The sequence below is a fragment of the Rhodococcus olei genome, assembly GCF_039540555.1.
GTDB classification, from domain to species: domain Bacteria; phylum Actinomycetota; class Actinomycetes; order Mycobacteriales; family Mycobacteriaceae; genus Rhodococcus_G; species Rhodococcus_G olei.
Genome location: NZ_BAABFB010000060.1, coordinates 1 through 24,658, shown reverse-complemented (window position 1 = coordinate 24,658; position 24,658 = coordinate 1). Strand labels below are relative to the sequence as shown.

18 protein-coding genes are annotated in these 24,658 nt (G+C 70.4%); 9 read left to right on the top strand and 9 right to left on the bottom strand.

The annotated features are described in order from the left end of the window. Together ABD951_RS20035 and ABD951_RS20030 are read right to left on the bottom strand one after the other, a co-directional pair. A partial coding sequence (locus ABD951_RS20035; protein ID WP_345349101.1) for a non-ribosomal peptide synthetase occupies positions 1 to 7,250 on the bottom strand: 7,250 nt, incomplete at its 3' end. A gap of 431 nt (positions 7,251 to 7,681) precedes the next feature. Beyond that, entirely contained in the window at positions 7,682 to 8,299 is a 618-nt protein-coding gene (locus tag ABD951_RS20030) for a PadR family transcriptional regulator (RefSeq protein WP_345349104.1), read from the bottom strand. Between the two features lie 199 nt (positions 8,300 to 8,498). Between ABD951_RS20030 and ABD951_RS20025 the strand changes: the two genes are divergently transcribed. After that, positions 8,499 to 9,020, top strand: a complete 522-nt coding sequence (locus tag ABD951_RS20025; RefSeq protein ID WP_345349098.1) for a flavin reductase family protein — start codon at positions 8,499 to 8,501, stop codon at positions 9,018 to 9,020. A gap of 197 nt (positions 9,021 to 9,217) precedes the next feature. On the opposite strand, the gene ABD951_RS20020 is transcribed toward ABD951_RS20025, so the two are convergent. Continuing rightward, positions 9,218 to 10,801 (bottom strand): AMP-binding protein, encoded by a 1,584-nt coding sequence (locus ABD951_RS20020; protein WP_345349095.1) that lies wholly within the window; start codon positions 10,799 to 10,801, stop codon positions 9,218 to 9,220. Positions 10,802 to 10,918: 117 nt separating this feature from the next. Here ABD951_RS20020 and ABD951_RS20015 point away from each other — a divergent pair, with 117 nt between their 5' ends. From ABD951_RS20015 to ABD951_RS20005, 3 genes are read left to right on the top strand one after another with little or no spacing between them, the layout of a single operon-like run. Further along, the gene (locus ABD951_RS20015) at positions 10,919 to 11,296 is read left to right on the top strand and encodes a nuclear transport factor 2 family protein (RefSeq protein ID WP_345349092.1); all 378 of its coding nucleotides are present in this window, start codon (positions 10,919 to 10,921) and stop codon (positions 11,294 to 11,296) included. Beyond that, positions 11,296 to 12,969 carry an FAD-binding protein gene (locus ABD951_RS20010; RefSeq protein ID WP_345349089.1) on the top strand — a complete coding sequence of 558 codons (1,674 nt, stop codon included), beginning with the start codon at positions 11,296 to 11,298 and terminating at the stop codon, positions 12,967 to 12,969. The genes ABD951_RS20015 and ABD951_RS20010 overlap by 1 nt, the downstream gene beginning before the upstream one ends. 19 nt (positions 12,970 to 12,988) lie before the next feature. Further along, positions 12,989 to 13,246, top strand: a complete 258-nt coding sequence (locus ABD951_RS20005; RefSeq protein ID WP_345349086.1) for a hypothetical protein — start codon at positions 12,989 to 12,991, stop codon at positions 13,244 to 13,246. A gap of 76 nt (positions 13,247 to 13,322) precedes the next feature. Here the strand turns inward: ABD951_RS20005 and ABD951_RS20000 are convergent, their stop codons facing one another. Continuing rightward, positions 13,323 to 14,171 carry an alpha/beta fold hydrolase gene (locus ABD951_RS20000; protein ID WP_345349083.1) on the bottom strand — a complete coding sequence of 283 codons (849 nt, stop codon included), beginning with the start codon at positions 14,169 to 14,171 and terminating at the stop codon, positions 13,323 to 13,325. A gap of 415 nt (positions 14,172 to 14,586) precedes the next feature. On the opposite strand from ABD951_RS20000, the gene ABD951_RS19995 reads away from it, so the two are divergent. Continuing rightward, a complete protein-coding gene (locus tag ABD951_RS19995) occupies positions 14,587 to 16,098 on the top strand; it encodes an MFS transporter (protein WP_345349080.1) in 1,512 nt (503 codons plus the stop codon). 67 nt (positions 16,099 to 16,165) lie between these two features. On the opposite strand, the gene ABD951_RS19990 is transcribed toward ABD951_RS19995, so the two are convergent. Beyond that, complete coding sequence (locus ABD951_RS19990) at positions 16,166 to 17,047, bottom strand: SGNH/GDSL hydrolase family protein (protein WP_345349077.1); 882 nt, start codon at positions 17,045 to 17,047, stop codon at positions 16,166 to 16,168. A 222-nt stretch (positions 17,048 to 17,269) separates the two neighbouring features. Here ABD951_RS19990 and ABD951_RS19985 point away from each other — a divergent pair, with 222 nt between their 5' ends. Further along, entirely contained in the window at positions 17,270 to 18,448 is a 1,179-nt protein-coding gene (locus ABD951_RS19985; RefSeq protein ID WP_345349075.1) for an NADH:flavin oxidoreductase, read from the top strand. Positions 18,449 to 18,493: 45 nt separating this feature from the next. On the opposite strand, the gene ABD951_RS19980 is transcribed toward ABD951_RS19985, so the two are convergent. The 3 genes from ABD951_RS19980 to ABD951_RS19970 form a co-directional block, all read right to left on the bottom strand. Beyond that, complete coding sequence (locus ABD951_RS19980; RefSeq protein WP_345349072.1) at positions 18,494 to 19,171, bottom strand: SDR family oxidoreductase; 678 nt, start codon at positions 19,169 to 19,171, stop codon at positions 18,494 to 18,496. A 108-nt stretch (positions 19,172 to 19,279) separates the two neighbouring features. Beyond that, positions 19,280 to 20,041 carry an ABC transporter permease gene (locus ABD951_RS19975; protein WP_345349069.1) on the bottom strand — a complete coding sequence of 254 codons (762 nt, stop codon included), beginning with the start codon at positions 20,039 to 20,041 and terminating at the stop codon, positions 19,280 to 19,282. Beyond that, complete coding sequence (locus ABD951_RS19970) at positions 20,038 to 21,006, bottom strand: ATP-binding cassette domain-containing protein (protein WP_345349066.1); 969 nt, start codon at positions 21,004 to 21,006, stop codon at positions 20,038 to 20,040. The genes ABD951_RS19975 and ABD951_RS19970 overlap by 4 nt, the downstream gene beginning before the upstream one ends. A 727-nt stretch (positions 21,007 to 21,733) precedes the next feature. Here ABD951_RS19970 and ABD951_RS19965 point away from each other — a divergent pair. The 3 genes from ABD951_RS19965 (at position 21,734) to ABD951_RS19955 (ending at position 24,212) form a co-directional block, all read left to right on the top strand. After that, complete coding sequence (locus ABD951_RS19965; protein WP_345349063.1) at positions 21,734 to 22,021, top strand: hypothetical protein; 288 nt, start codon at positions 21,734 to 21,736, stop codon at positions 22,019 to 22,021. A 64-nt stretch (positions 22,022 to 22,085) separates the two neighbouring features. Further along, positions 22,086 to 23,423 carry a glucosylglycerate hydrolase gene (gene ggh / locus ABD951_RS19960; RefSeq protein ID WP_345349060.1) on the top strand — a complete coding sequence of 446 codons (1,338 nt, stop codon included), beginning with the start codon at positions 22,086 to 22,088 and terminating at the stop codon, positions 23,421 to 23,423. Between the two features lie 54 nt (positions 23,424 to 23,477). Continuing rightward, a complete protein-coding gene (locus ABD951_RS19955; protein WP_345349057.1) occupies positions 23,478 to 24,212 on the top strand; it encodes a glycoside hydrolase family 25 protein in 735 nt (244 codons plus the stop codon). Between the two features lie 81 nt (positions 24,213 to 24,293). Here ABD951_RS19955 and ABD951_RS19950 read toward each other — a convergent pair. Continuing rightward, on the bottom strand, positions 24,294 to 24,658 hold a 365-nt coding region (locus ABD951_RS19950), incomplete at its 5' end, for a beta/alpha barrel domain-containing protein (protein WP_486374952.1).

The following is a 24,658-nucleotide window of genomic DNA, read 5'->3' as shown; positions in this document are numbered from 1 at the left end:
GCGACCACCAACCGCGCACCCACCTGCAACGGCCAGAACAACTCCCACACCGACACGTCGAACGTCACCAGCGTCTTCTGCAACACCACATCCGACTCGCCCAGCCCGTACTCGGCCTGCATCCACACCAGACGGTTCACGATCGCCGCGTGCGACACCGCCACACCCTTCGGCCGGCCCGTCGACCCCGACGTGAAGATCACGTACGCCGTGTTCTCCGGACGCACCACCGCCGGCCGCTCCGACGCCCCGATCGGAGCACCCGAATACCCGGACACGTCGACCCGATCCAGAACCAGCACGGGCCTCTCCCCCGGCACCGCCAGACCGTCACGCGACGACCTCACCACACACACCGGCGCCGCGGTGTCGAGAATGTGCCCGATCCGCTCGCGCGGCTGGTCCGGGTCGACCGGCACGTAGGCGCCGCCGGCGGCGTGCACCGCGTAGATCGCCACCAGCAGATCGATCGACCGCCGCATCGCGACCGCGACCAGCGACTCCGGACCCACACCCACCGACATCAGATGCCGTGCAACACGATTCACCCGTTCCGAGAACTCCGCGTACGTCAGCGCCACACCCTCGAACGACAACGCCACCGCACCCGGCGTCCGCGCCACCCGATCCTCGAACAGCGACACCAACGTCGCCTCCGGCACCGGAAGCTCCGTCGCGTTCCACGTGTCGAGCACCCGCGTGCGCTCGCCCCCGGTGAGCAGCTCGAGGTCACCGACAGCGATCTCCGGATTCGCCGCCGCGTGGTCGAGGATGCGCGCCAGGCGGGACGCGAATCGGGTGGCGGTCGCCCGGTCGAACAGGTCGGTGGCGTAGCGGTGGGTGACGGTGAGCTCGCCGGATCGCGTCGGGGTGAGGGTGATGTCCAGGTCGACATGGGTCGGCTGGACGTGGAGGTCGAGTGCCTCGACGTGCAGGCCCGGCAGCGCGAGGTCGAGCGCGTCGAGGTTCTGGAAGGCCACCATGACCTGGAACAGCGGGTGCCGAGCGGTGGAGCGCGGGGGTGCGACGGCCTCGACGACCCGGTCGAACGGTACGTCCGCGTTCGCGAACGCGTCGAGGTCGCCGGACCGGACGCGGCCCAGGAGGTCGGCGAAGCTCTCGCCGCCGTCGACGACGGTGCGGAGTGGCAGCGTGCCGACGAACATGCCGACCAGGTCGTCGAGACCGGCGTGGCCACGTCCCGCGACGGGTGTGCCGACGACGATGTCCCGGGTGCCGGACAGTCGGGCCAGCAGCACCGCGACCGCGGCGTGCACCACCATGAACAGTGACGCACCGTGTGCGGCTGCGAGGGCGGTCAGGCGCTCGACGAGGGCCCGGCCGAGGGTCGACACAACGGAATCGACCGATCCGGACGCGACCGCGGGGCGGGGCCGATCCGTCGGCAGTGACAGGACGTCGGGAATGCCGTCCAGGGCGCGGCGCCAGAAGCCGAGTTGACCGGCGAGCGCGGACGACGGGTCGGCTTCGTCGCCGAGTGTCTCCCGCTGCCAGAGCGTGAAGTCGGCGTACTGCACCCGTGGGGGTGTCGGGTCCGGCTCCCCACCGGCCGTGCGCCGCGCGTAGGCCGCGATCAGGTCCCGGGTCAACGGCCCGAGCGAGTAGCCGTCGCCACTGATGTGGTGCAGCACGAGCGCCAGCACGTGGTCGTCCTCGCCGAGTCGCCACATCGTGCCCCGCAGCGGCGCCTGCGTCGTCAGGTCGAAGGGGCGATCGACGAACTCGGCCAGGACGGCGTCGAGTTCGGACTCGGCGAGCGGAATCGGCGCGAGGTCGGGGGTCACCGACGATGCGGGGAGGACGACCTGTGCCGGTCCGGCCGGGGTGGCACCGTCCGCCTCGAGGTACGGATAGGTGGTCCGCAGCGTCTCGTGGCGTTCGATCACGTCCCCCGCCGCGGCCTGCAGCGCCGCGAGGTCCAGTGCACCGGTGAGCCGGATCGCCAGCGGCATGTTGAAGGTGGAGGCATCGGGCTCGAGGCGGTTGAGGAACCACAGCCGCTGCTGGGCGAGGGAGAGCGGGACCCGGTCGGGACGCGTCCGGGCGACGAGCGGGGCCGGCGCGCGGCGATCGCCGGTCTCCACCCGCGCGGCGAGCGCCGCCACGGTCGGGGCGTCGAACACGTCCCGGACCGGAACCTGCTCTCCGAGAACGGATCCGATCTTCGAGACGAGACGGGTAGCGGTGAGGGAGTTACCGCCGAGCGCGAAGAAGTCGTCGTCGAGACCGACGGCGGGCACCCCCAGGACCTCGGCCATCGCGGTCGCGACCACCTGCTCGACCGGGGTGCGGGCCGCGCGCCGCGGTGCCACCCGGAACTCGGGTTCGGGGAGCGCCGCGAGGTCCAGCTTCCCGTTGACGGTGCGAGGGAGTTCGGCCAGCGTCGACACACCGACCGGGACCATGTGCGCGGGCAGGCGTCGGCGCAGTTCGGCGAGCAACTCGGCCGGATCGGGCGGGGCCGGCGAGTCGACATCCGTGGTGACGTACGACGCGAGCATCGTCTCCCCCGACGGACCTGCGCGTCCGACGGTGACCGCCTGGCCCACCGACGGGTGGGCGCGGAGCACACCGTCGATCTCGCCGGTTTCGATGCGGAAACCGCGGATCTTCACCTGCTGGTCGGTGCGGCCGAGGTAGTCGAGTTCGAGCAGGGAAAAGTCGCCTGTGGCGGACCGGTCGACCCACCGCACCAGGTCGCCGGTCCGGTACAGGCGGCCACCACCGAACGGGTTCGCGACGAAGCGTGCGGCGGTGAGCGCCGGTCGCCGGCGGTAGCCGCGCGCGACCTGTGGGCCCGCCACGTACAGTTCGCCGGCGACGCCGACGGGCACCGGCCGCAGCCGCTCGTCGAGCACGTGCGCCGAGACGCCCCGGATCGGCTCCCCGAGCGTCACGGCGTCGCCGGGCTGCAGGGCCCGGCTCGCCGTCACCATCACCGTGGCCTCGGTCGGGCCGTACGCGTTGTGGAGACGGAAGCGGCGTCCCCACCGGTCGACGATGTCGTCGGTGAGGGCCTCACCCCCCATCACCACGCAGCGCAGTGCCCCGAGGTCGTCCGGCGTCAGCACCGCCGCACTCGACGGCGTCGTGAACGCGTGAGTGACCCGGCCCTCCCGGATGACCTGTGCCAGTTCGTCTCCGCCGACGACGTCCGGTGCGGCGACCACGAGTGCGGCGCCGGCCGCCGTCGCCATCAGGATCTCGAGGATCGACGCGTCGAAGCTGGGTGAGGACCGGTGCAGCACGCGGCTGGCGGCGTCCACCGCGTACCGGGCGAGTTGGTCGGCGGCGAAGTTGGCGAGTCCGGAGTGGGTGACGACCACGCCCTTCGGCAGGCCGGTGGACCCCGACGTGTAGATGACGTACGCGGTCTGACCGGCGCGCAGCGGCGTGGGCCGGTCCCGGTCGGTGACAGGGGCGCGCGAGGCCGCGCCCCATTCCGCCCGGATGCCCGGGTCGTCGAGGACGAGCCAGGCGCCGCCGCCGGGGAGGTGCGGTCGGTGTGCGGCCGTGGTGACGCCCACCGTGACGGCCGCGTCCGTCACCATGTGCGCGATCCGTGCCTGCGGATAGGCGGGGTCGACGGGGACGAAGGCGGCACCGGTCTTCGCGATCGCCCAGAGGGCGACGATCGAGGAGACGGAGCGCGTCACCGCGAGGGCGACGGCGGTCTCGGGGCCGGCACCGCGGTCGACGAGCAGGCGTGCCAACGCATTCGACTCGTCGTCGAGCTCCCCGTAGGTCAGTGTCTCGGAGCCGAATTCGACGGCCAGCGCCGACCTGTCACGTGCTCCGTGAGCGAGCAGCGCGGGCAGGGTGGGTCCGGGTTCCCTGGTGGCGCCGCGGACGGGCACCAGCGCCCGGCGCTCGTGCGGAAGCAGGACGTCGAGGTCGCCGACGAGGGCGTCGGCGTCCGTCACCACCGCGGTGAGGAGGCGCACCAGTCGTTCGGCCATCCCCCGGACCGTCCGGCCGTCGAACAGGTCGGTGGCGTGGACGAATCGACCCGACAGGGCCGTTCCGTCGTCGGTGAACGCCAGCTGCAGGTCGAATTTCGCGTAGGTGCGAGGCGGTTCGACGACGGACGCCACGAGGTCCGGGAGTGCGAAGACCGTCGGGACCGCGCGGTCGAGAGTCAGCACGACCTGGACGATCGGCGCATGGGCGAGGGATCGCTCCGGCGCGACCGCATCGACCACCCGCTCGAACGGTACGTCGGAATGGGCGAGGGCACGCAGGTCGGCGTCCCTGGTGGCACGCAGCAGTTCGCCGAACGACATCTCCGGCTGCAGCGGGGTCCGGAGCGCAACGGTGTTGACGAACATGCCGACCAGGTCGTCGAGCACCTCCTCGCCGCGGTTCGCGACCGGGACGCCGACCACGACGTCGTCGGTGCCGGACAGGCGTCCCAGCAGGACCGCGAACGCGCCGTGCAGCACCGTGAACAGGGTGACCCCGTGGTGGGCGGCGAATTCCCGGACGGCGGCGGACAGCCGGTCGCCGAGTGCGAAGTCGACGCTCCCCCCGGCCCCGGATGCGACCGCGGGACGTGGCCGGTCCGTCGGCAGGGCCAGAAGCGCGGGGGCGCCGGCAAGTTCGCGCCTCCAGAAGTCGAGTTGGCCGGACAGTGCCGATGCCGCGTCGTCGCCGTCGCCGAGGAGGGCGTGCTGCCACAGCGCGTAGTCCGGGTACTGGACGGCGAGCGGTGTCCAGTCCGGGGCCGCACTCGAATGCCACGCGGTGTACGCGGTGGTGATGTCGCGGGCCAGCGGCACCAGCGACGTCCCGTCGACCGCGATGTGGTGCACCACCAGCAGCAGTGCGTGCTCGTGCGGGGTGACGCGAAAGAGGAACGCGCGCACCGGTATATCTCGGGTCAGGTCGAAGCCGCGGACCGCGGCGTCCTCGATGGCGCGGAGCAGGTCGGCGTCGTCCGGGACCGGGACGGCGGTGAGGTCGACACGCGGCGTCTCGGTGATGTGCTGGCGGGGACCGGTGCCGTCCTCGGGGAACACGGTCCGCAGCGCCTCGTGCCGATCGAGGACGCTGGTGACCGCGCGCTCCAGTGCGGAGACGTCGAGGTCGCCGGACAGGCGGAAACCGAAAGGCAGGTTGTAGGCCCCGGACCCGGGGTCGAATCGATTGACGAACCAGATGCGTTGTTGCGCCGGGGAGAGCGGGATCCGCGGCGGCCGCGCGCGCGCCGTCAGCGGCGGCCGGGTGCCGCCTGCCCCGGCCGCGGCGAGAGCCGCGAGCCCGGCCACCGTCGGGGAGTCGAACAACTCCCGCAACGTCACACCGGCGCCGAGGGCGGCATTGAGGCGGGCGAGCACCCGCGCCGCGGACAGGGAGTTGCCGCCCAGCGTGAAGAACGAGTCGTCGGCGGCGATGTCGCCGATGCCCAGGACCTCCTCGAAGATCCGGGCGACAACGATCTGTTCCGGAGTCGACGGCACCGGTCCCGTGTGGGCGCCGAGATCGGGCCGTGGCAACGCGGCGCGGTCGAGCTTCCCGTGCACCGTGGTGGGCAGCGCGGCCAGGTGCACGATCACCGTCGGCCGCATGTAGTCCGGAAGGCGACCGCTCAGCGCCGTCAGCAGGTCGGGTCCGCTCGCGCAGCCGTCGCCGGTCACGTACGCGACCAGGTGCCGGTGCCCGGGAACGTCCTCCCGGACGACCGCGACGGCGCCGGTGACCGCCGGGTCGGCGAGCAGAGCCTGCTCGATCTCGCCGAGCTCGATCCGCAGGCCCCGCAGCTTCACCTGGAAATCGTTGCGTCCCAGGTACTCCAACGCCCCGTCGCCGCGCATCCGCACCAGGTCGCCGGTCCGGTACAGCCGCGTGCCGGCGTCGAACGGGTTGGCCACGAACCGGTCCGCGGTCAAGTCGGCGCGGCCGACGTAGCCGCGCGCCAACTGCACGCCGGCGAGGTACAACTCGCCGACGACACCGGCCGGCACGGGACGCAGCCGCGCATCGAGGACGTGGACGTGTGTGCCGGGTACCGGCGTCCCGATCGGCACGGTGACCGTGTCCGCGGCGGTGACCTCGTGGAAGGTCACGTCGACCGCAGCCTCCGTCGGGCCGTACAGGTTGTGCAACCGCACACCGGGCAGTGCGCTGCGCAGCGCGGCGGCAGTGGTCGCGGGCAACGCCTCCCCGGACGCGAATACCCGCGTGAGGGACCCGGCGTCGGACGCCGCGGAACGTCCGTTCGAGTCCGCCGCGACGAACAGCGCCAGCATCGACGGCACGAAGTGCACCGTCGTGACCGCCTCGCGGGCGATCGTGTCGGCGAGCAGAGCGGCGTCGCGGTGGGCGTCCGGCGCCGCCACGACGAGGCGGGCCCCGACCTGCAACGGCCAGAACAACTCCCACACCGACACGTCGAACGTCACCGGTGTCTTCTGCAGCACGACGTCGTCGGCGCCGAGCCCGTACTCGGCCTGCATCCAGACGAGACGGGTCACGATCGACCGGTGCGAGATCGCGACGCCCTTGGGGCGTCCCGTCGATCCCGAGGTGAAGATGACGTACGCGGGGTGATCGGGGCGCAGCGCCGTCACCGGCTCGACAGCCTCCGTCTCGGGGTGGGCGGAGAGATCGACGGTGTCGACGAGCACGACCGGCGTGCGTCCCGCACCGGCGAACCCGTCGCGCGCGGTGGTGAGCACCACCACCGGCCGGGCGGTGTCGAGAATGTGCCCGATCCGTTCGGCCGGCTGATCCGGGTCCACCGGCACGTACGCGCCACCGGCCTTGACCACCGCGTAGACGGCGACGAGCAACTCGATCGAGCGCCGTGCCGCGACCGCGACCAGCGACTCGGGCCCCACGCCGAGCGTCACCAGGTGCCGGGCCAGCCGGCCGACCCGCGCGTCGAACTCCGCGTAGGTCAGCGCGTGGCCCTCGAACGTCACCGCGACCGCGTCGGGGGTCGCCGCGAGCTGCGCGTCGAACAGCGAGACCAGCGTGCGGTCGTCCGCCCCGACGAGGTTCCGGGCCTGCTCCTCGATGCGGTCGAGGGCGGCGGCGAGCGCGCCGTCCGTGGCGGCCACCTCGGGCGCCAGCCCGGTGATCGCGAGCGTGACCACGGCGTCCGAACCGAGTCCGGGGAGCATCCCGCTCAACTCGCGGACCCGTTGGTCGAGGTCGCGGAAGGTCACCGCGACCGTCGGCAGCAGCGCGTCGTCGGGCTGCGCCGCCGCCAGCAGTTCGACGCACAATGACAAATCCGGCAACGACAAATCCGGCAACGCAGACTCCAGGGGGTTGGGCCGGGACCGAACCGCCCGACCGTCAGCACACGAAATAACCCCCTACTTCGCCGCGCGATCGTATCGGACCGGTGCCGACCGCGGATAGGGCCCTGACCTGGAGCAATGGGGACGCGACTGTTGGTCGAACGTCCAGGTCGCGGGCGCCACCGGCACTCACGGGAGGGCTGCGCCGCGAACGGGCGCATCCCGGGGTGACGTCTGTGTGAGAACCCGCAGGCCAACGGCCTCGCGGACCGCCGCGCCGATGCCGGTGGGCTGGGCAACCGCCGGTCACGACCTGCCCGGCCACGCACACCGCGTGGTCCACGGCCGGCCGGGGTTCGAGGGGGGGACGGATCCGGACGGTGAGACGTGCCCGCGGACTGACCTCGACCGGCTCAGTCCAGGTCGGGGTTGGCCTCTTCGGTTTCGCGTTCCACCCGTCGCCACGCCCCGGGTGTCGGCTTCGGGAAGCTCAGCTCGTCGCCGACCTTGGCGGACTCGATGACCGCATCGGCGGCGTCGATGTCGGCGATCAGCTGCTCGGCGAGTTCCTTCTCCGCCGCGTAGTACCGCTCGGACCAGCGCAGCACGATCTCCGAATACGCCCACGCCGGTTGTTCGGCGGCGCCGACCGCATCGGCGGCGGCGCGGCGGCGCATCTTCTCCACGTACTCGACGTGCTCGTGCAGGATCTCCTTGAGCCGTTCCGGCTTGTTCAGGTGCCCGAGCCAGACTCGCAGCATCACACCGTGTTTGAGCATCGGCGGGTCGATCGGTGCCTCGTTGGACCACCGTCGGACGGCCTCGGTGCCTGCGTCGGTGATGGTGTACAGGCGCCGGCCGCGCACCCCGTTGTCGTGCTTGACACGGGAGGTGACGAAGCCGTGCTTCTCGAGCTTCTTCAGTTCGGTGTATACCTGACTGAACGAGGGACTCCAGTAGAAGAACCGGATGGACCAGTCCGCCCACTTCTTCAGTTCGTAGCCGGACAGTTCCTCGCCGAACGCCAGCATCCCGAGCACGGCCCAGCTCGTCGCCGGCAGGCCGGGGAGCTCGGATTCGGGGGTGGATTCGGGCGAGGACACGGTCAAATGCTAACAACCGGGCGCACGCCCGCTGCAGGGCGAAGGCCCACTGAACGGGACGTCGGATGGCATAGTTCCAGCGCGAACCCGATTCTGTGGGGGTCCGTTTCGTCAGGAGGAATCAGTCATGAGCGCAGAACCCACCGCCGTTGCCGATCACATGGAGCTGTCCGGCCCCGACGCGGCGACCTTGCGCCAGGTGATGAGCCACTTCTGCACCGGCGTCGCGGTGATCACCGCCCACGACGGTGAGCGTCCGCTGGGGTTCACCTGCCAGTCGGTGGTGTCGCTGTCCCTGGAGCCGCCGTTCGTCTCGTTCTGCCCGACGAAGACGTCGACGAGCTGGCCGCTGCTGCGCGAGGCGCGGAATCTGTGCATAAACGTGCTCGCCCACGACCAGAAGGACATCTGCGGCCAGTTCGCGACCAGCGGCGCCGACAAGTTCGCCGGAGTGTCGTGGTCACCGGCACCGAACGGCGCGCCCGCCCTCGACGGCACCCTGGCCCGGATCGACGCCACCCTCGAGGTCGAGCACGACGCCGGTGACCACACCATCGTCATCGCCCGCATCACCGACCTGACCGCCGACGTCGACCGCAAGCCGCTGCTGTTCTTCAAGGGCGGGTTCGGCGACTTCTCCGCCCACTAGGACACGGCGGCGGAGCCGCGCACGGGTCACAGTAGCGGCGCCGCCGCCACCACACGTCACGGTGGCGGCGCGCTCGCGAGCTGGAGCGCTCGACCCCTCCTCCGAGTGCGGGGCACCCGCACCGGTGTCGTCGTCGAACTCGACGGTGTACGCCGGTCGGCGGCACGCATCGGGGTCCCTCCGACACCGGGACGATGTCAGGCGGGCGCCAGCGCGCGCAGCGCGCGACGCGAGGTCTTGCCGGACGGGGTCCGCGGCATCTCGCTGAGCAGGACCACGGCCGCAGGCACCTTGTAGCCCGCGAGTGCGGCGCGGCAGTGCGCCAGCAGGGTGGTCTCGTCGACCGGTGACGCCGGCACCACGAACGCCACCCCCCGCTGACCGAGCCGATCGTCGGGCACCGCCACCACCGCGACCTCCGTGACCGCGGGATGCCCGGCGAGCACGCTCTCGATCTCGGCCGGGTAGACGTTGAACCCGCCGACGGTGAACATCTCCCCGATCCGGTCGACGACCCGCAGGTCGCCGCGCTCGTCGAGGATCCCGACATCCCCGGTGTGCAGCCACCCGTCCGGGTCGAGGACCCGGGCGGTGGCGTCCGGGTCGTCGAGGTAACCGGACATGACGTTGAACCCCCGGACGAGGACCTCGCCGACGTGACCGGGTGCGACGTCGCGGCCGTCGCCGTCGACGGTGCGGACCTCGATGCCGGGCAGTGCGGGCGCGGCCAGAGTCCCCGGCCCGCCCGGCTGCGGACGCTGTGCGGTGACCGTGCCCGCGGCCTCGGTCAGGCCGTAGCCGGTCGCGACGAGTGGGATGCCGAGGACCGTCCGGATCCGCTCGAGCAGCTCCGGTGACACGGTCGCCGCCCCGGTGACGGCCAGCCGCGGCGCCGGGTCCAGTGGGCGCGCCCCGGTCGCGGTGATCAGGTCTGTGAACAGGGTCGGCGGCCCGGAGATCACCGTGACCCGCTCGGCCGCGATCAGGCCCGTGACGGATGTCGGATCGAAGCGGTCGACGGCGATGTAACAGCCGCCGACGACGAGTGCCGCGAGGAGCCCCGCGTTGAGGCCGAACGAGTGCGACAGCGGGGTCACGCCCAGCAGCCGGTCCTGCGCGCCGATCCCGAGGCGCGCACCCAGGGCCCGGTACACCCACACCAGCTGCTCGTGCCGCAGTGCGACCCCCTTCGGGGCCCCGGTCGACCCGGACGTCGACATCAGATAGGCGACATCGGTGGCCCGGGCCGGTAGATGCCGTTCGAGGGCGCCGACGTTCACGGTCCGGGGAAGGTCGCCGGACCGGAGGAACGCGCCCCACGTGTCGTCGGATCCGAGGTCGACGATCGCGGTGAGGTCGGGCAGGTCCCGGACCGGCCGTCCCGGCGCCGGTGGTCCGGCGGCCGCGTACAGGGTCGCGCGGAACCCGAGGCCGAGGAACCCGTCGTCGACGAACAGCATCCGGCACCCTGTGAGCGTGAGCCGTGCGGCCGCCTCGGGTCCCCGGGCCCGGGTGTTGAGCGGGACGACCACCGCCCCGATCGAGTGCGCGCCCAGCGCGACCACCGCCCAGCGCGCCGAGTTCGGTGCCCACACCGCGATCCGGTCCCCGCGCCCGACCCCGGCGGCGGACATGGCCCGTCCTGCCCGCGACGCGAGTGCGGCGAACTGCCCGTAGGTCAGCCGCTCGCGCGGGTCGACGACCGCTTCCCGGTCGGCGTGCAGCCGAGCCGACTCCGACAGCACCGACCACACTGTGGCGGGTGCGGCGGGGACGCTCATATCCGTGGGACCGTACCCGACCGAGTGGGTGTCCCGCTGGACGGGAGAGTATGCGGCCGACCGAGCCGCGCCGTGGTTACCGTCACATCACACCCCTCATCATTTGGAGTCTTCACGATGACCCTCGACAACAGCGACCGTATCCGCGAAACCGTGACGCGGTACCTGGACCTGATCGCCAACGGCACCTCGGCGGACGTCGCCGCTCTCTACGCGCCCGACGCCACCCTGGAGGACCCGGTCGGCACCGAGCCGAAGCACGGCCGCGAGGCGATCGAGAAGTTCTACGCGGCCCTCGACGCGGTGCGCAACACCACCGAACTGCTCACGATCCGGGTCTCGGGCAACACCGCGGCCTTCCACTTCCGGGTCGTCACCGACACCGGCGAGCAGACCATCACCATCGAGCCGATCGACGTCATGACCTTCGACGACCAGGCCCGCATCACCAGCATGCGTGCGATCTGGTCGCCGACGGACATGGTCGTGGCCTGATGGGAGCCGAGAACGTGAGCGACGCCACGAAGTGGGACCACGAGGTCGACTTCCTCGTCGTCGGCAGCGGCTGCGGCGGCCTGACCGGGGCGCTGGCCGCCAAGGACCGCGGCATGGACACCCTGGTCATCGAGAAGGCGGGCGTCTACGGCGGCACCACCGCCCTGTCCGGCGGTGGCATCTGGGTGCCCAACAACCCTCAGCTGATCCGTGACGGCCTCGGCGACTCGCGCGCCGACGTGCGCCGGTACCTCGACGCCGTGGTCGGCGACCGGGTGCCGTCGAAGAACCTGGACGCGTTCATCGACGAGGGCCCGAAGACGCTCGAATTCCTGGAGTCCACGAGCCGGCACATGCGCTTCCAGTGGTGCACCGGCTACTCGGACTACCACCCCGAGCAGCCGGGTGGCCGTCCCAACGGTCGCACGATCGAGCCGCTCCCGGTGAACCTCAAGGAACTCGGCGAGGACGCCGACCTGCTGCGGCCCGCCGCGCTCGCCACCCCGCCGGGCCTGTTCATCACCTCGAAGGACTTCGTCCAGCTGAACATGGTGACGCGGACCTGGAAGGCGAAGTGGACCGCGCTCCTGACGGGCCTGCGCGCGATCAAGGCCATCGCCCTGCGTCGCAACATGGACACCCTGGGCCGCGCCCTGATCGCCCGGCTCCGCCTGGCGCTGAAGGACGCTCGCGTCCCGCTGTGGCTGAACACGCCGCTGCGCTCGCTGGTGACCGACGAGTCGGGCGCCGTGATCGGCGTGGTCGCCGAGAAGGACGGCCAGGAGTACCGGATCCGGGCGCGCAAGGGTGTCCTGCTCGCCACCGGCGGGTTCGAGTACAACCAGGACATGCGCAAGCGCCACCTGCCCGAGGGCGGCAAGGACAACTTCAGCGCCGCCGCCCCGGAGAACACCGGTGACGGCATCGTCGCGGGTGAGAAGCTCGGTGCCGCAGTCGATCTCATGGACGACGCGTGGTGGATGCCGTCCTTCCTGCGTCCCGACGGCATCAACCAGGTGCTGGTGTCGGAGCGCTCGATCCCGCGTTCGATCATCGTCGACCAGCACGGCAAGCGGTTCACGAACGAGGCGTCGCCGTACGTGACGTTCGTGCACGCGCAGTTGGCCGGCGGCCACGAGCCGACGTGGTTCGTCTTCGACCACAAGGCCAAGAACCGTTACCCGGTCGGCGGCATCATGCCCGGTCAGAAGTTCCCCCAGTCGTGGCTCGACAGCGGGCTGGTCCAGGTGGCCGACACCGTCGAGGAGCTCGCGGCGAAGATCGACGTCCCCGTCTCCGCGCTCGCCGACACGGTGCAGCGCTACAACGGTTTCGCTCGCGCGGGCCGGGACGAGGACTTCAACCGGGGTGCCAGCGCGTACGACAACTACTACGGTGACCCCACCCTCCCGCAGCCCACGCTGGACGTGCTGGACAAGGGGCCGTACTACGCGCTGCGCGTGCGGGCCGGCGACCTCGGCACCAAGGGTGGTCTGGTCTACAACGAACACGCGCAGGTGCTCACGGCCGACGGCACCGTCATCGAGGGCCTGTACGCCACGGGCAACACCTCGGCTGCCGTGATGGGCAACGACTACGCCGGTGCCGGCGCCACCATCGGCCCGGCCATGGTGTTCGGCTACATCGGGGCCCGGCACGCCGCCGACGCCTGACCAGGAAAGAGGCAGTCTCATGAAGGAAGTCAGCTGCGCGAGCTGCGGCAACCGGGTGATGGTGGAGAAGTACAGCCCCACCCACACCAGTGTGCAGTGGCTCGACGACGCCGAGGCCTCGTGCCCCGAGTTCGCCCGTCGGTCGGCGCTCGGCGAGCCCAGCGCGTCGATCCCGACGTGTCCCGCACTGAAGAGCTCGATCGAGGCCGCCGTCCGCAAGGGACTGGTCGAGACCGACTCGCTGCGTAGTTACCCGGTGCCCGGTCAGCTCGTGTAGCCGAGTACTGCCGAACGAAACATCGGTGGCCCGATGTCACAGTCGCACTGTGACATCGGGCCACCGTCGTATCCGGCTACCGGCCGAGGAACTCGAGCGTGAGCCGCTCGAACTCGTCCTTGCGCTCGATCTGCGCCCAGTGCCCACACCGCGAGAACACGTGCAGTTCGGCGTTCGGCATCTGGCGGAACGGGAACAGGCCACCCTCGTACGGCAGCATGCGGTCGTCACGACCCCAGATCAGCAGCGTCTCCTGCTGCACCTGAGCCGCCTGGGCCCACAGCTGGGGCCGGTCCGCGAACCGCGGGTCGGAGAAGGTCTGGAAGATCGCGAACGTGTTCGCGATCGCGCCCGGGGTCAGCGCGTTCGCCATCCGCTCGTCGATCAGCGCGTCGCTGACGACGTCGGGGTTGCCGACCATCGTGTCGACCCACGCGACCATCCCCTCGCGGGTCGGGTTGGCGAGGAATTCGAACAGCCGGCGTGACCCCTCGCTGACCGGCGGGGCGAAGCTGTTGACCGCGAGCCCTCCCGGTCCCATCAGCACCATCCGCCGGACCCGCTCCGGGTGCAGCAGGGCGAAGGTGGCACCGACGTTGCCGCCCATCGAGTTTCCGACGATGTCGACCTGGTCGATGCCGAGCTCGTCGAGGAAGAACCGGACGGCGTCCGCCGCCACCCGCGGGTACACGTCGTTCCATTCCCGGGCCGGGCTGCGGCCGAAACCGGGCATGTCCAGGATCAGGGTGCGGTAGTGCTGAGCGAAGACCGGGAAGTTGCCGGCGAAGTTCGACCATCCGCTCACTCCGGGCCCGGAGCCGTGCAGCATCAGCAGCACAGGTCCGGTGCCTGCCTCGTGGTAGTGCAGCGTGTACTCGCCCTCGATGGTCTTGCTGGTGAGGTCGAAATCGAGACTGGTTGTCATGGAGACCCTTTCGGAGTTCTGCGTCACATCTGTGAGCCAAACCTAGCCACTTCACCCGGTGCGTGAACCGATCTCGTTCCGCTGGACGGGACGTTGCGCCGCGAACGGCGAGGCCCGTGCCTAGACTTCCCGCCCCCTCCGTGACCGGGCGCCCGTTGAAGGACTGGTGGCCGGTCCGTACAAACTCTGCTACACACCCGATGTCGTGTGCGACCTGGTGTTTTTCGGTGTGCAGACGATGTAACCCGCTCCAATCTCCCGCTGGGTGGAACGGGACGTGGCGCAACGTGCCACCGAGCAACTGTGATGTCGATTACACAGAAATGCGCTAGGTGACTGTGAACACCCAATGCCCGCTCGATTCCTCGTCGGCCTCCGACTGAAGAGTTCGTGGAAACATCGAAAGGACCCGATGATGGTCGCTCCAGCTCAATCCGGCGGTTCGCCCGGTTTGTCGCAGGCCCCGGACACAGCCGACCAGCGGTGGACGCCGCGGCTGATCCTGTCCCTGGCCTCGATCGTGCTCGTACTCGAGATGCTCGCGATCAGCTACATGATGATCTCGATGGCGATGCCGTCGATCTCGGCGCACTACCAGACCACCCAGGGTGCCTGGCTGCTGACCGCGTTCCTCCTCGTCGGCGCGATGACCGCGCCGCTGATCGGCAAGCTCGCCGACATGTACGGCAAGCGCAAGCTCCTGCTGGCGTGCATCGCCATCTCCGCGGTGGGTTCGTTGGTCTCCGCCGTGGCGTCGAGCTACGCGATCATGCTCACCGGGCGCGCGCTGACCGGACTCCTCGTGCCGTGCCTGTTCCTCAGCTACTCCCTGATCCGTGACGTCTTCCCGTCGAAGACGGTCGCGCTGGCGGTGAGCATCGCGACCAGCGGCATGGGCCTGATCGCGATCCCGGCGCCGTTCATCACCGGCTGGCTCATCGACAACCACGGCTTCCGCAGCATCTTCTGGTTCTTCGTCATCGGCCTGGTCGTGCTCGGCGGACTGATCGCCCTGACCACCGACGAGTCCCCGGTCCGGTTGCGTTCGCGGCTCGACGTCCTCGGCGCCGTGCTGCTCGGTGCCGGCATCGCCGGCATCCTGATCGGGATCAGCATGGGCCCGAGTTGGGGCTGGAAGTCCGGCTCCACCCTGACCTACCTGCTCGGTGGTGTCGCACTGGTGGTCGCGTGGCTGGTCACCGCCGGCACCGTCAAGGAGCCGCTGATCGACCTGAAGGTCCTCCGCCAGCGCTCGGTCGCCTTCACCGCCACCGCGGCCGGCTGCATGTACGGCGTGAGCGGTCTGTTCACGATGCTGCTGCCGATGCTGGCGATGACGCCGGCGATCATGGGCCTCGGCTACGGATTCGGCGTCGACGCCGAGGGATTCGCGATCTTCCAGGCGCCGATCGGCGCGATGACCGTGATCGGCGGCCTGATCGTCGGCATGCTCGTCGGACGCAACGTCCGGCCGCGCCTGCTGCTGGCGGCCGGCGCCGTCTCGGCCGCGCTCGGCTGCGCATTGACCGCCTTCTCGCACGACAGCAAGGGCACCCTGATCGTGTTCGCCGGCCTGGTCGGTCTGGGTATGGGCCTGGGCTACGCGGCGATCCCGAACCTGCTGATCGAGGCGGTCCCGCCGCAGCTGCAGGCGTCCACCGCCAGCATCGTCGGTGTCTTCCAGAGCGTGTTCCCGGCCGCGCTGCCGGTCATCGCGTTCACGGTGATGAACAACTCGTACATCGCGCCGATTCCGCCCGAGATGACCCAGGGCTACGTGTTCTACACGGACAAGGGCTTCCAGGTCGCGTTCCTGATCGCTGCGGTTGCCGCGGTCGCCTGCCTCCTCGCCGCGCTGGCACTGCCGCGCCGCATCGAGCAGGTGAAGATCGAGTCGATCGAGCCGGAGATGGTTCCCGTCGACTGAGTACACGCTCACCACTGTCGTGGCGGCTCGTCCCGAGCCGCCACGACAGTGGTGTGTTCGAGGCCCGCTACGAACCGGAGCTGCCCCCGCCGCCCGGCTTGGTCAGCAGTGGGAGGAACGTCTTCGCGATCACCTGGTGGCCGGTGGGGTTAGCGTGGATGTCCTTGTAGCTGGTGCACATCCACGTCCACAGGCAGATCTGGGCGACGTTGTGCGGCAGCGACCCGAGGCCGGGGACGTCGACCGGGTTCCCGAAGTCGTTGTTGGAGAAGGCGGTCGCGACGTCGGCGGTCTTCCAGCCCACACCGCTGTTGGCGCCGGTGATGGTCGCGCCGAGAAGGTTGTCGGCGCCGGCCGTCGCGACCGCAACGGCCTTGCCGGACGGACCCGAGAGCCAGCTCGCGAGCGTCGGGGTGTAGTAGGTCATCCCGACGTAGACGGGCTCGGTGCCGCCCGCGTCGTGCAACTGGCCGTTGATCTTGGTCAGATTCGTGCGGATCGTGTTCAGGCCCTGCGTGATGCACCCGATGTCCGGGGCCCCGGAGGACACGCACCGGTAGATGTCGTTGGCACCGATGTCCTCGGTGACGTACTTGACCTTGCCCTTGTGCGCCGCGAGGAACCGGGTTGCCGCGTCGAGCTGGGAGGTCGCCCCCGGGTAGGCGCATTTGCCACCGTTGATCATCGTCTCGGTGGTCTCCCCGCTGCATCCGAGACGGATGTGCTCGAGCGTGGGTTCGGACGCCTTCAGGGTCGTGAAGAGGTCGTCGGTGTACGAGACGGGTTCGTTCTGGTTCGTGTTCGGCTGGTATCCGGCCGCCAGGGAATCTCCGAGCGACACGTAATAGGTGGGGTCGGCCGCGGACGCGGACGCGGTCGCGGGGGCGACGGCGATCACGAGCCCGGTGATCGCGGCGCCGACGAGGGCGGGCAGGACTTTCACACGCATGAGCGAACTCCCTACGTCTGGAATCTCGGGTGAGGGATGGGAGCCCCGAGCACGCCGTGCCCGGCGGACCGGGTCGCACGTTACGCCGCCCGCGGCCGGAGCGGGCTCAGGCCGGGCGCCGTGTCCCCCGCGTCCGGCGGAAAGGCCCCGGAAGTCGGGCAATTACGGTTCCTTCGACAACGAAACAGACCTAGGCTCTGACCACCCGAAAGAGGAGACGACGTGACTCATCCTGACGTGTTGGCACCGGCCAAACTCGGCCCGATCACCCTGCGTAACCGCATCATCAAGTCGGCCACGTTCGAGGGCAAGACCCCCAACGCGCTGGTCACCGACGACCTGATCGAATTCCACCGACGACCCGCCGCCGGCGGAGTCGGCATGTCCACCGTCGCGTACTGTGCCGTCGCTCCCGAGGGCCGCACCGAGTACGGGCAGCTGTGGATGCGGCCCGAGGTGGTCCCCGGTTTGCGCCGTCTCACCGATGCCATCCACGCCGAGGGTGCCGCCGCGTCCGCGCAGATCGGACATGCCGGTCCGGTCGCGAACGCCAAGTCCAACGGCCTGCCCGCCCTGGCTCCGTCGCCGTCCTTCAACCCGATGAGCATGAAGGTCACCAAGGCGGCAACCCTCGACGACATCCGGCGGATCACGGCCGCGCACGCCGACGCCGCGCGGTTCGCGATCGAGGGCGGCTTCGATGCCGTCGAGATCCACTTCGGGCACAACTACTTCGCCAGCTCGTTCCTGAGCCGGAAGACCAACCACCGCAAGGACTCCTACGGTGGGTCGCTGGAGAACCGGGCCCGGATCGTCCGGGAGACCGCGCTGGCGGTGCGGGAGGCGGTCGGCGACCGGATCGCGGTCCTGGCGAAGCTGAACATGGATGACGGTGTGCCGGGAGGGTTCTGGATCGACGAGGCGATCCAGGTGGCGCAGTGGCTCGAGGCCGACGGCGGCCTGGACGCGCTCGAGCTGACGATGGGCAGCTCGCTGCTCAACCCGATGTACCTGTTCCGCGGCGACGCCCCCGTGTACGAGTTCGCCCAGGCGATGACGCAGCCGCTGGTGAAGTTCGGGGTCAAGGCGATCGGCAAGCAGTTCATCCGCAACTACCCGTACGAACCGTTGTTCATGCTCGAGCAGGCCCGGCAGATCCGCGCCGCCGTGAAGATGCCGCTGGTACTGCTCGGCGGCGTCACCGACAAGGCCGGCATGGACACCGCGATGGCGGAGGGATTCGAATTCGTCGCGATGGCCCGGGCGCTGCTCCGCGAACCCGACCTGATCAACCGGATCGCCGAGGACGAGCGCACGAAGTCGCTGTGCATCCACTGCAACAAGTGCATGCCGACGATCTTCTCCGGAGCGCGTTGCGTGCTCGTCGAGCGCGCCTCCTGACGGGCGCCGTTTCTCGGACCCGCCCGAAGCGGGTGCGGCGGTCGGTTACCGCGCGATCGGGCGCAGCACGATCTCGGTCGGATGCGCGTCCCGCGGCGTCTCGATCGCGTTGCGGACCGCACCTGCCACCGACTCGGCGGTGAGGAAGTTCTCGGGTTGGTACGCACCGCCTTCGGTGGCGATGATCCCGCGTTGCATGTCGGTGTCGATCCGGCCGGGGTGGATCGAGGTGACCCGTAGCGTCGGTTCCTCGAGTCGCAGCGTGTCACCGAAGGCGCGCAGCGCGAACTTGCTTGCCGCGTACGCGCCCCAGCTGGGGTTGACCCGAAGTCCGGCACCGGAATTGATCAGCACGACGTGGCCGCCCGCGGTGCGGAGCGCAGGCAGCAGCAGTCGGGTCAGTTCGGCCACGGCGATCACGTTCGTCTCGAGCGCCCGTCGCCAGGTGTCGGCGGGGGTGTCGGCGATCCTGCCGAGGTCGACGATCCCGGCGTTGTGGACCAGCACGTCGAGCCGGTCGATGCCGGCGGTGGCGGCCGCAACCGCCTCGTGGTCGGTGATGTCGACCGGCCAGGGGGTGGCGCCGGGCAGCTCGGCGAGGACAGGGCTGAGTGCGTCGGCGTCGCGGGCACCGAGGATCAGCTGGTGGGAGGGGGCGAGCGCGCGGGCGATGGCGGCGCCGAGCCCGCGGCTCGCGCCGGTGATCAGTGCAGTGGGGCGCATGGGATGAGGCTATCGGGTGGCGGCCGGTCATGCCCGAGCCGCGCGAGCCGCCCAGCCGCTCCTGCCCCCGGTGCGCGATTCGGGTGGAGCGGGCGCGGTACCGGTCGGTCAGGCGTTCTCCCGGGCGAAGGTGCGGGCACCGATCAGGCCGAGCACCAGCGCCAGCGAGACGGTGACCAGTGTGCCGATGTACACGTCGGAGGAGCCGAAGTCGCCGCGGAACAGGGCGCGGGCGGCGTCGACGGTGTGCGAGAGCGGGTTCAGCCGCGCCAGTGTCTGCAGCCAGCCGGGGCCGAGGGTCATCGGCAGCAGGATTCCCGAAAGCAGCAGCAGCGGAACCGAAACCATGTTCAGCACCGATGCCAGCGAATCCTCGGAGCGGGTCGCCAGGGCCAGCGCGTAGGAGGCCGAGGACATGCCTGCCGCGATCACCGCGACCAACAGCAGCGTCAGCACGAATCCCAGCGGGTTCGGGCGCAGGTCGAACAGGATCACCGCGACGAGGACCAGGATGGTCGCCTGTACCATCAGGACCACCATGTCCTTGAGCACCCGGCCGAGCAGCAGCGCTCCCCGGCTGGCGGGCGTGACCCGTTGCCGCTCGATGATTCCGGCCCTCAGTTCGTAGACCATCGCGAATCCGGCGAACATCGACCCGAACAGTCCGATCTGCATGATCAGGCCGGGGGTGAACACCAGCCACGGGTCGGTGCCGGCGCCGACGGAGACCCCGACCCCCTCGAGGAGTGGACCGAACAGCACCAGGTAGAGGATCGGTTGGGTCAGCCCGATCAGCACCCACAGCGGGTTGCGCAGGTTCGCGCGCAGGTGTGCCCAGAAGATCAGGCCGGTCTCGGTCAGGAAGGTCATGACTGGTCCCCGTCCCGCAGCGAGCGTCCGGTGACGGTGAGGAACACGTCGTCGAGGCTCGGTCGTTTGATGGTCAGTGAGCCGGGCACGATGCCCGCGCCCTGCAGTGCGTGCAGCAGCGGGATCACCGCCGACTCGCCCTGCTCCACGGTCAGGTGCACGGTGCCGCTCTCGGTGAGCTGGGAGCGCAGATCGAGCGCGCTGTCGGCGACCTCGACTGCGCGTGCGACGAGCTCCGGCGCGATCTCGAGGCTGATCACGTCGCCGGAGATGCGGCGTTTGAGCTCGTCGGGCGTGCCTTCGGCGACGATCTCGCCGTGGTCCATCACCAGGATCCGGTCGCACAGCGCGTCGGCCTCGTCGAGGTAGTGCGTGGTGAGCACGATCGTGGTGCCGCGCTCGCGCAGCGACCGGATGTGCTCCCACAGGTTGGCCCGGCTCTGCGGGTCGAGGCCGGTCGTCGGCTCGTCGAGGTAGATCAGATTCGGCTGGTGCACGAGGCCGAGCGCGATGTCCACCCGCCGGCGCTGACCTCCGGAGAGCTGCTTGCACTTGCGTCCGCCGAGGCCGTCGAGGTCGAGCGCGGCGAGCAGCGCCTCCGCGTTCGCTCGGGCCCGGACCTTGCTCAGCCCGAACAGGCGGGCCTGCAGCATCAGCTCGTCGAGGACGAGCTCTTCCTCGTTCGTCGACCCGCCCTGGGCGACATAGCCGATGCGGGAGCGAACGCCGCGCGGGTCCCGGCGGAGGTCGGCGCCGGAGATCACCGCCTCCCCCGCGGTCGGGTTGATGAGGGTGCTGATCATGCGCAGCGTGGTGGTCTTGCCCGCACCGTTGGGCCCGAGAAGGCCGAGGATCTCGTTCTCGTACACCCGGAAGTCGATCCCCTTGACCGCCTCCACCGGGCCGGTCTTCGTCGAGAACGTGCGCGCGAGCCCCGTGACGCTGATCATCGTGGGGATGCTCATCGGCCCACCATAGGCAGACCCACCGACAGGCAGCCACCGATATTCGGCGTCCACGACCGGGGGCCGGCGTGTTGCAGTTCCGTCTCGCCGCGACAGGGCATGGTCATCGGCTCGGCGGGACCCCGACCGGCCGGCGGTCGGTCCGCGCGTGCGACGAAAACCCGTGTGGTGGCACCGCTCTGCATCGCAGTCCCGAGGTGGAGTCGTGTCGTGACCGCGACGCTCCGGCTCGACGCCGGTGCGCGGGGTGCGAGCGCTCGGCCGACGCCGCGGTGATGTCGACCGCGCGTCGATGGACGCGGAGGGCCGCGCGGCCGGCATGCCGGATGGATGCCCCCGCCCTAAACTGAGACCCGACCGAGTGTTCCGTTCGCACCGCATCGTCGAGGAGTCACGGTGGTCGAGCAGGACGTGTTCAATGTCGTCGTCGTCGTCGGCGGCGGCGCCGGCGATGCCGCGTGCGCGGCTGCCGCTCGGCCGAGGGCCCGGATGTCTCCGTGCTGTTGCTCGCGAGTCGCGGCAACGGCGCCGCCGCCGAGGTCGGGACCCGGGCCGCCTCTCGAACGCTGTTCACCGGGCGCGACCGCCGCAGCCCCGCGTCGCAGTGCGCCGGACGGTACAGATTCAGCTACATTCTGGTTACGAGGCTGGTGCCGTGCTGGTGCCGCGGTCCACTCCGCTCAACCGAGTCGCTGAGGACAGGGCGACCAGGAAGGAAGTCGCGAACATGGGATCTGGCAAGGAAACGAAGGGGTCCGGCGCCGCGCCGGGTGGCAAGACCGACCAGAAGCCGTTCGCCGTGGGCGACGCGGTGACGACCAAGGCAGATCCGGTGTCGGGCGAGGGCGACCAGACGCAGGAGTCCGGCGTGATCGTCGAGGACTTCGCCGGGAGCCTCGCCGACGAGGCCGACTACGGCAGGGACTGGGCGCTGGCCCGGCGCTGGGCGATCAAGCTCGACGACGGGCGGCTCGTGTTCCGCGGCTCCGACGAGGTCTCGCGCCCGGCCGGCTGAGTCCCGCGCGCAGGTCCCCCCGCTCGGTAGGCGAACCGACCCGCCGGGCCGCACACTTGTGTGCATGTCCGACCCGGGATTCACCCCCACCCAACTCGCGGCCCGGGCCGCCTACCTGCTGCGCGGCAACGACCTGGGCACGATGACCAGCGCGGCACCCCGGCTGTACCCGCACATGTGGAGCTGGGACGCGGCGTTCGTCGCGGTCGGCCTGGCACCGCTGAGCGTCGAACGCGCCGTCGTCGAACTGGACACGCTGCTGTCCGCGCAGTGGCGCAACGGGATGATCCCGCACATCGTCTTCGCGCACGGGGTCGACGGGTACTTCCCCGGCCCGGACCGCTGGGCGTGCACCGGCCTCGCCGCCGCGGCCCCCGCCGCGCCCCGGACGTCCGGCATCACGCAACCGCCCGTGCACGCCATCGCCGTGCAGCGGATCCTGGACCACTCGCGTCGGCACGGGCGCAGTACCCGGGCCGTCGCCGAGGAGTTCCTCGACCGCCGCTGGCCCGACCTGATGCGCTGGCACCGGTGGCTCGCCCATGCCCGCGACCCGCAGGAGTCGGGCCGGATCACCCTGTACCACGGGTGGGAGTCGGGCATGGACAACTCGCCGCGCTGGGACGTGCCCTACGCCAACGTGGTTCCCGGTGCCCTCCCGATCTACCGGCGTGCCGACACGGCCGTGGTGCCGGACCCGACGCAGCGCCCCACCGATGCCGAGTACGACCGCTACCTGTGGCTGCTCGAGGAGATGAAGCAGGTCCGGTACGACGACGCGGACCTGATGTCCGCGATGAGCTTCGCGGTCGAGGACGTCTTCGTCAGCGCGATCTTCTCGCTCGCCTGCGACGTGCTGGCCACGATCGGCGAGGAGTACTCCGCTCCCCATGCGGACGTCCGCGACCTGCACGACTGGGCGCAACGATTCCGGGCCGGGGTGGTCGCGACGACCGACCCGCGCTCGGGGGCGGCCCGCGACTTCGACCTGCGGTCGGGGCGGTGGATCGGCACCGACACCCTGGCGATGTTCGCGCCGCTGCTGTGCGGCGGCCTGCCCCGGGACGCCGAGCGGGCCCTGGTCCGGGCGTTCGAGGGACCGCGGTTCTGCGGGCACCCCGACCTGCGGTACGCGGTGCCGCCGTCCACGTCACCGGTCTCCGGCGACTTCCGCGCCCGCGAATACTGGCGCGGTCCGGTCTGGCCGGTGATGACGTGGCTGTTCTCGTGGGTGTTCGCGCGCCGCGGCTGGGCCGAGCGGTCCCGGCACCTGCGCGCCGAGGGGCTGCGCCAGGCCGCCGACGGCAGCTTCGCCGAGTACTACGAACCGTTCACCGGCGAACCACTCGGCAGCATGCAGCAGTCGTGGACCGCGGCCGCGGTGCTGGACTGGCTGGGCTGAAAGTTCACCCGCTGTTCCGCTGCCCCGCGTTCGGTGTCGGGTTAGTCTCGGGCGATGACGTCGCTACGCCGCAGTCGTATCCGAAATGTCATCGTCCCGCTGGTTCTGGCGGGAACCCTTGCCGTCGGGGGCCCCGCCCTCGCCGGTGCCGAAACGATCAACGGCCCGGATGTCGCATCCTGGCAACATCCCGGTGGCTCGGGCATCAACTGGTTGGCGGTCCGCGCCGCCGGCCACGAGTTCGCGATGGTCAAGGCGACCGAGGGCCTCGACTACGTCAACCCGTACTTCGTGCAGGACGGGATCGGCATGCGTGCCGCCGGGATGGCCCGCGGCGCCTACCACTACGCCGACGTCCGACAGTCCCCCGAGGCGCAGGCCGCCTTCTTCTCGTCCACGGCCCTCCCGATCGTCTCCGGCGGACTGCCGCCCGTCCTCGATCTCGAGGACGCGAAGGGGCTGCCACCGGCGGCCGTCATCGACTGGACCCACCGGTACCTGAACGCCGTCCAGGGGCTGACCGGCAAGCAGCCGATCATCTACACGTACCCGAACTTCTGGCGCACCGCGATGGCGAACACCACCGAGTTCTCCCACTACCCGCTGTGGATCGCCGACTACAACGGGCGCAACGCACCCGGACCGCTCCCGGGCGGCTGGCAGCACTGGACGTTCTGGCAGTACACGAGCACCGCCCGGATCCCCGGCGTCAACGCCGACATCGACCTGAACATCTACAGCGGCGCACTCGGCGACCTCGGCGTGTTCTCGAATCCGTTCGGCTCGTAGCGATTTCGGTGACCTGGTGGTCGCACGTCTCCCCTGGCGACGCCGCGCCGGGACGGTCCCGCCGGGGAGACGTGCGACCACTCACCAGCCGCGTTCGGCGAGCCGGTGCGGCTGCGGGATCTCGTCGACGTTGATACCGACCATCGCCTCACCGAGACCACGGGAGACCTTCGCCAGCACGTCCGGATCGTCGAAGAACGTGGTCGCCTTCACGATCGCCGCGGCCCGCTCGGCCGGGTTCCCGGACTTGAAGATGCCGGAGCCGACGAACACACCCTCGGCACCGAGCTGCATCATCATCGCCGCGTCCGCCGGCGTCGCGATACCGCCCGCGGTGAACAGCGTCACCGGCAGCTTGCCCTCCTTCGCGACCAGGGCGACCAGCTCGTACGGCGCCTGCAGCTCCTTGGCCGCCACGTACAGCTCGTCCTCGCTCATCGACGTCA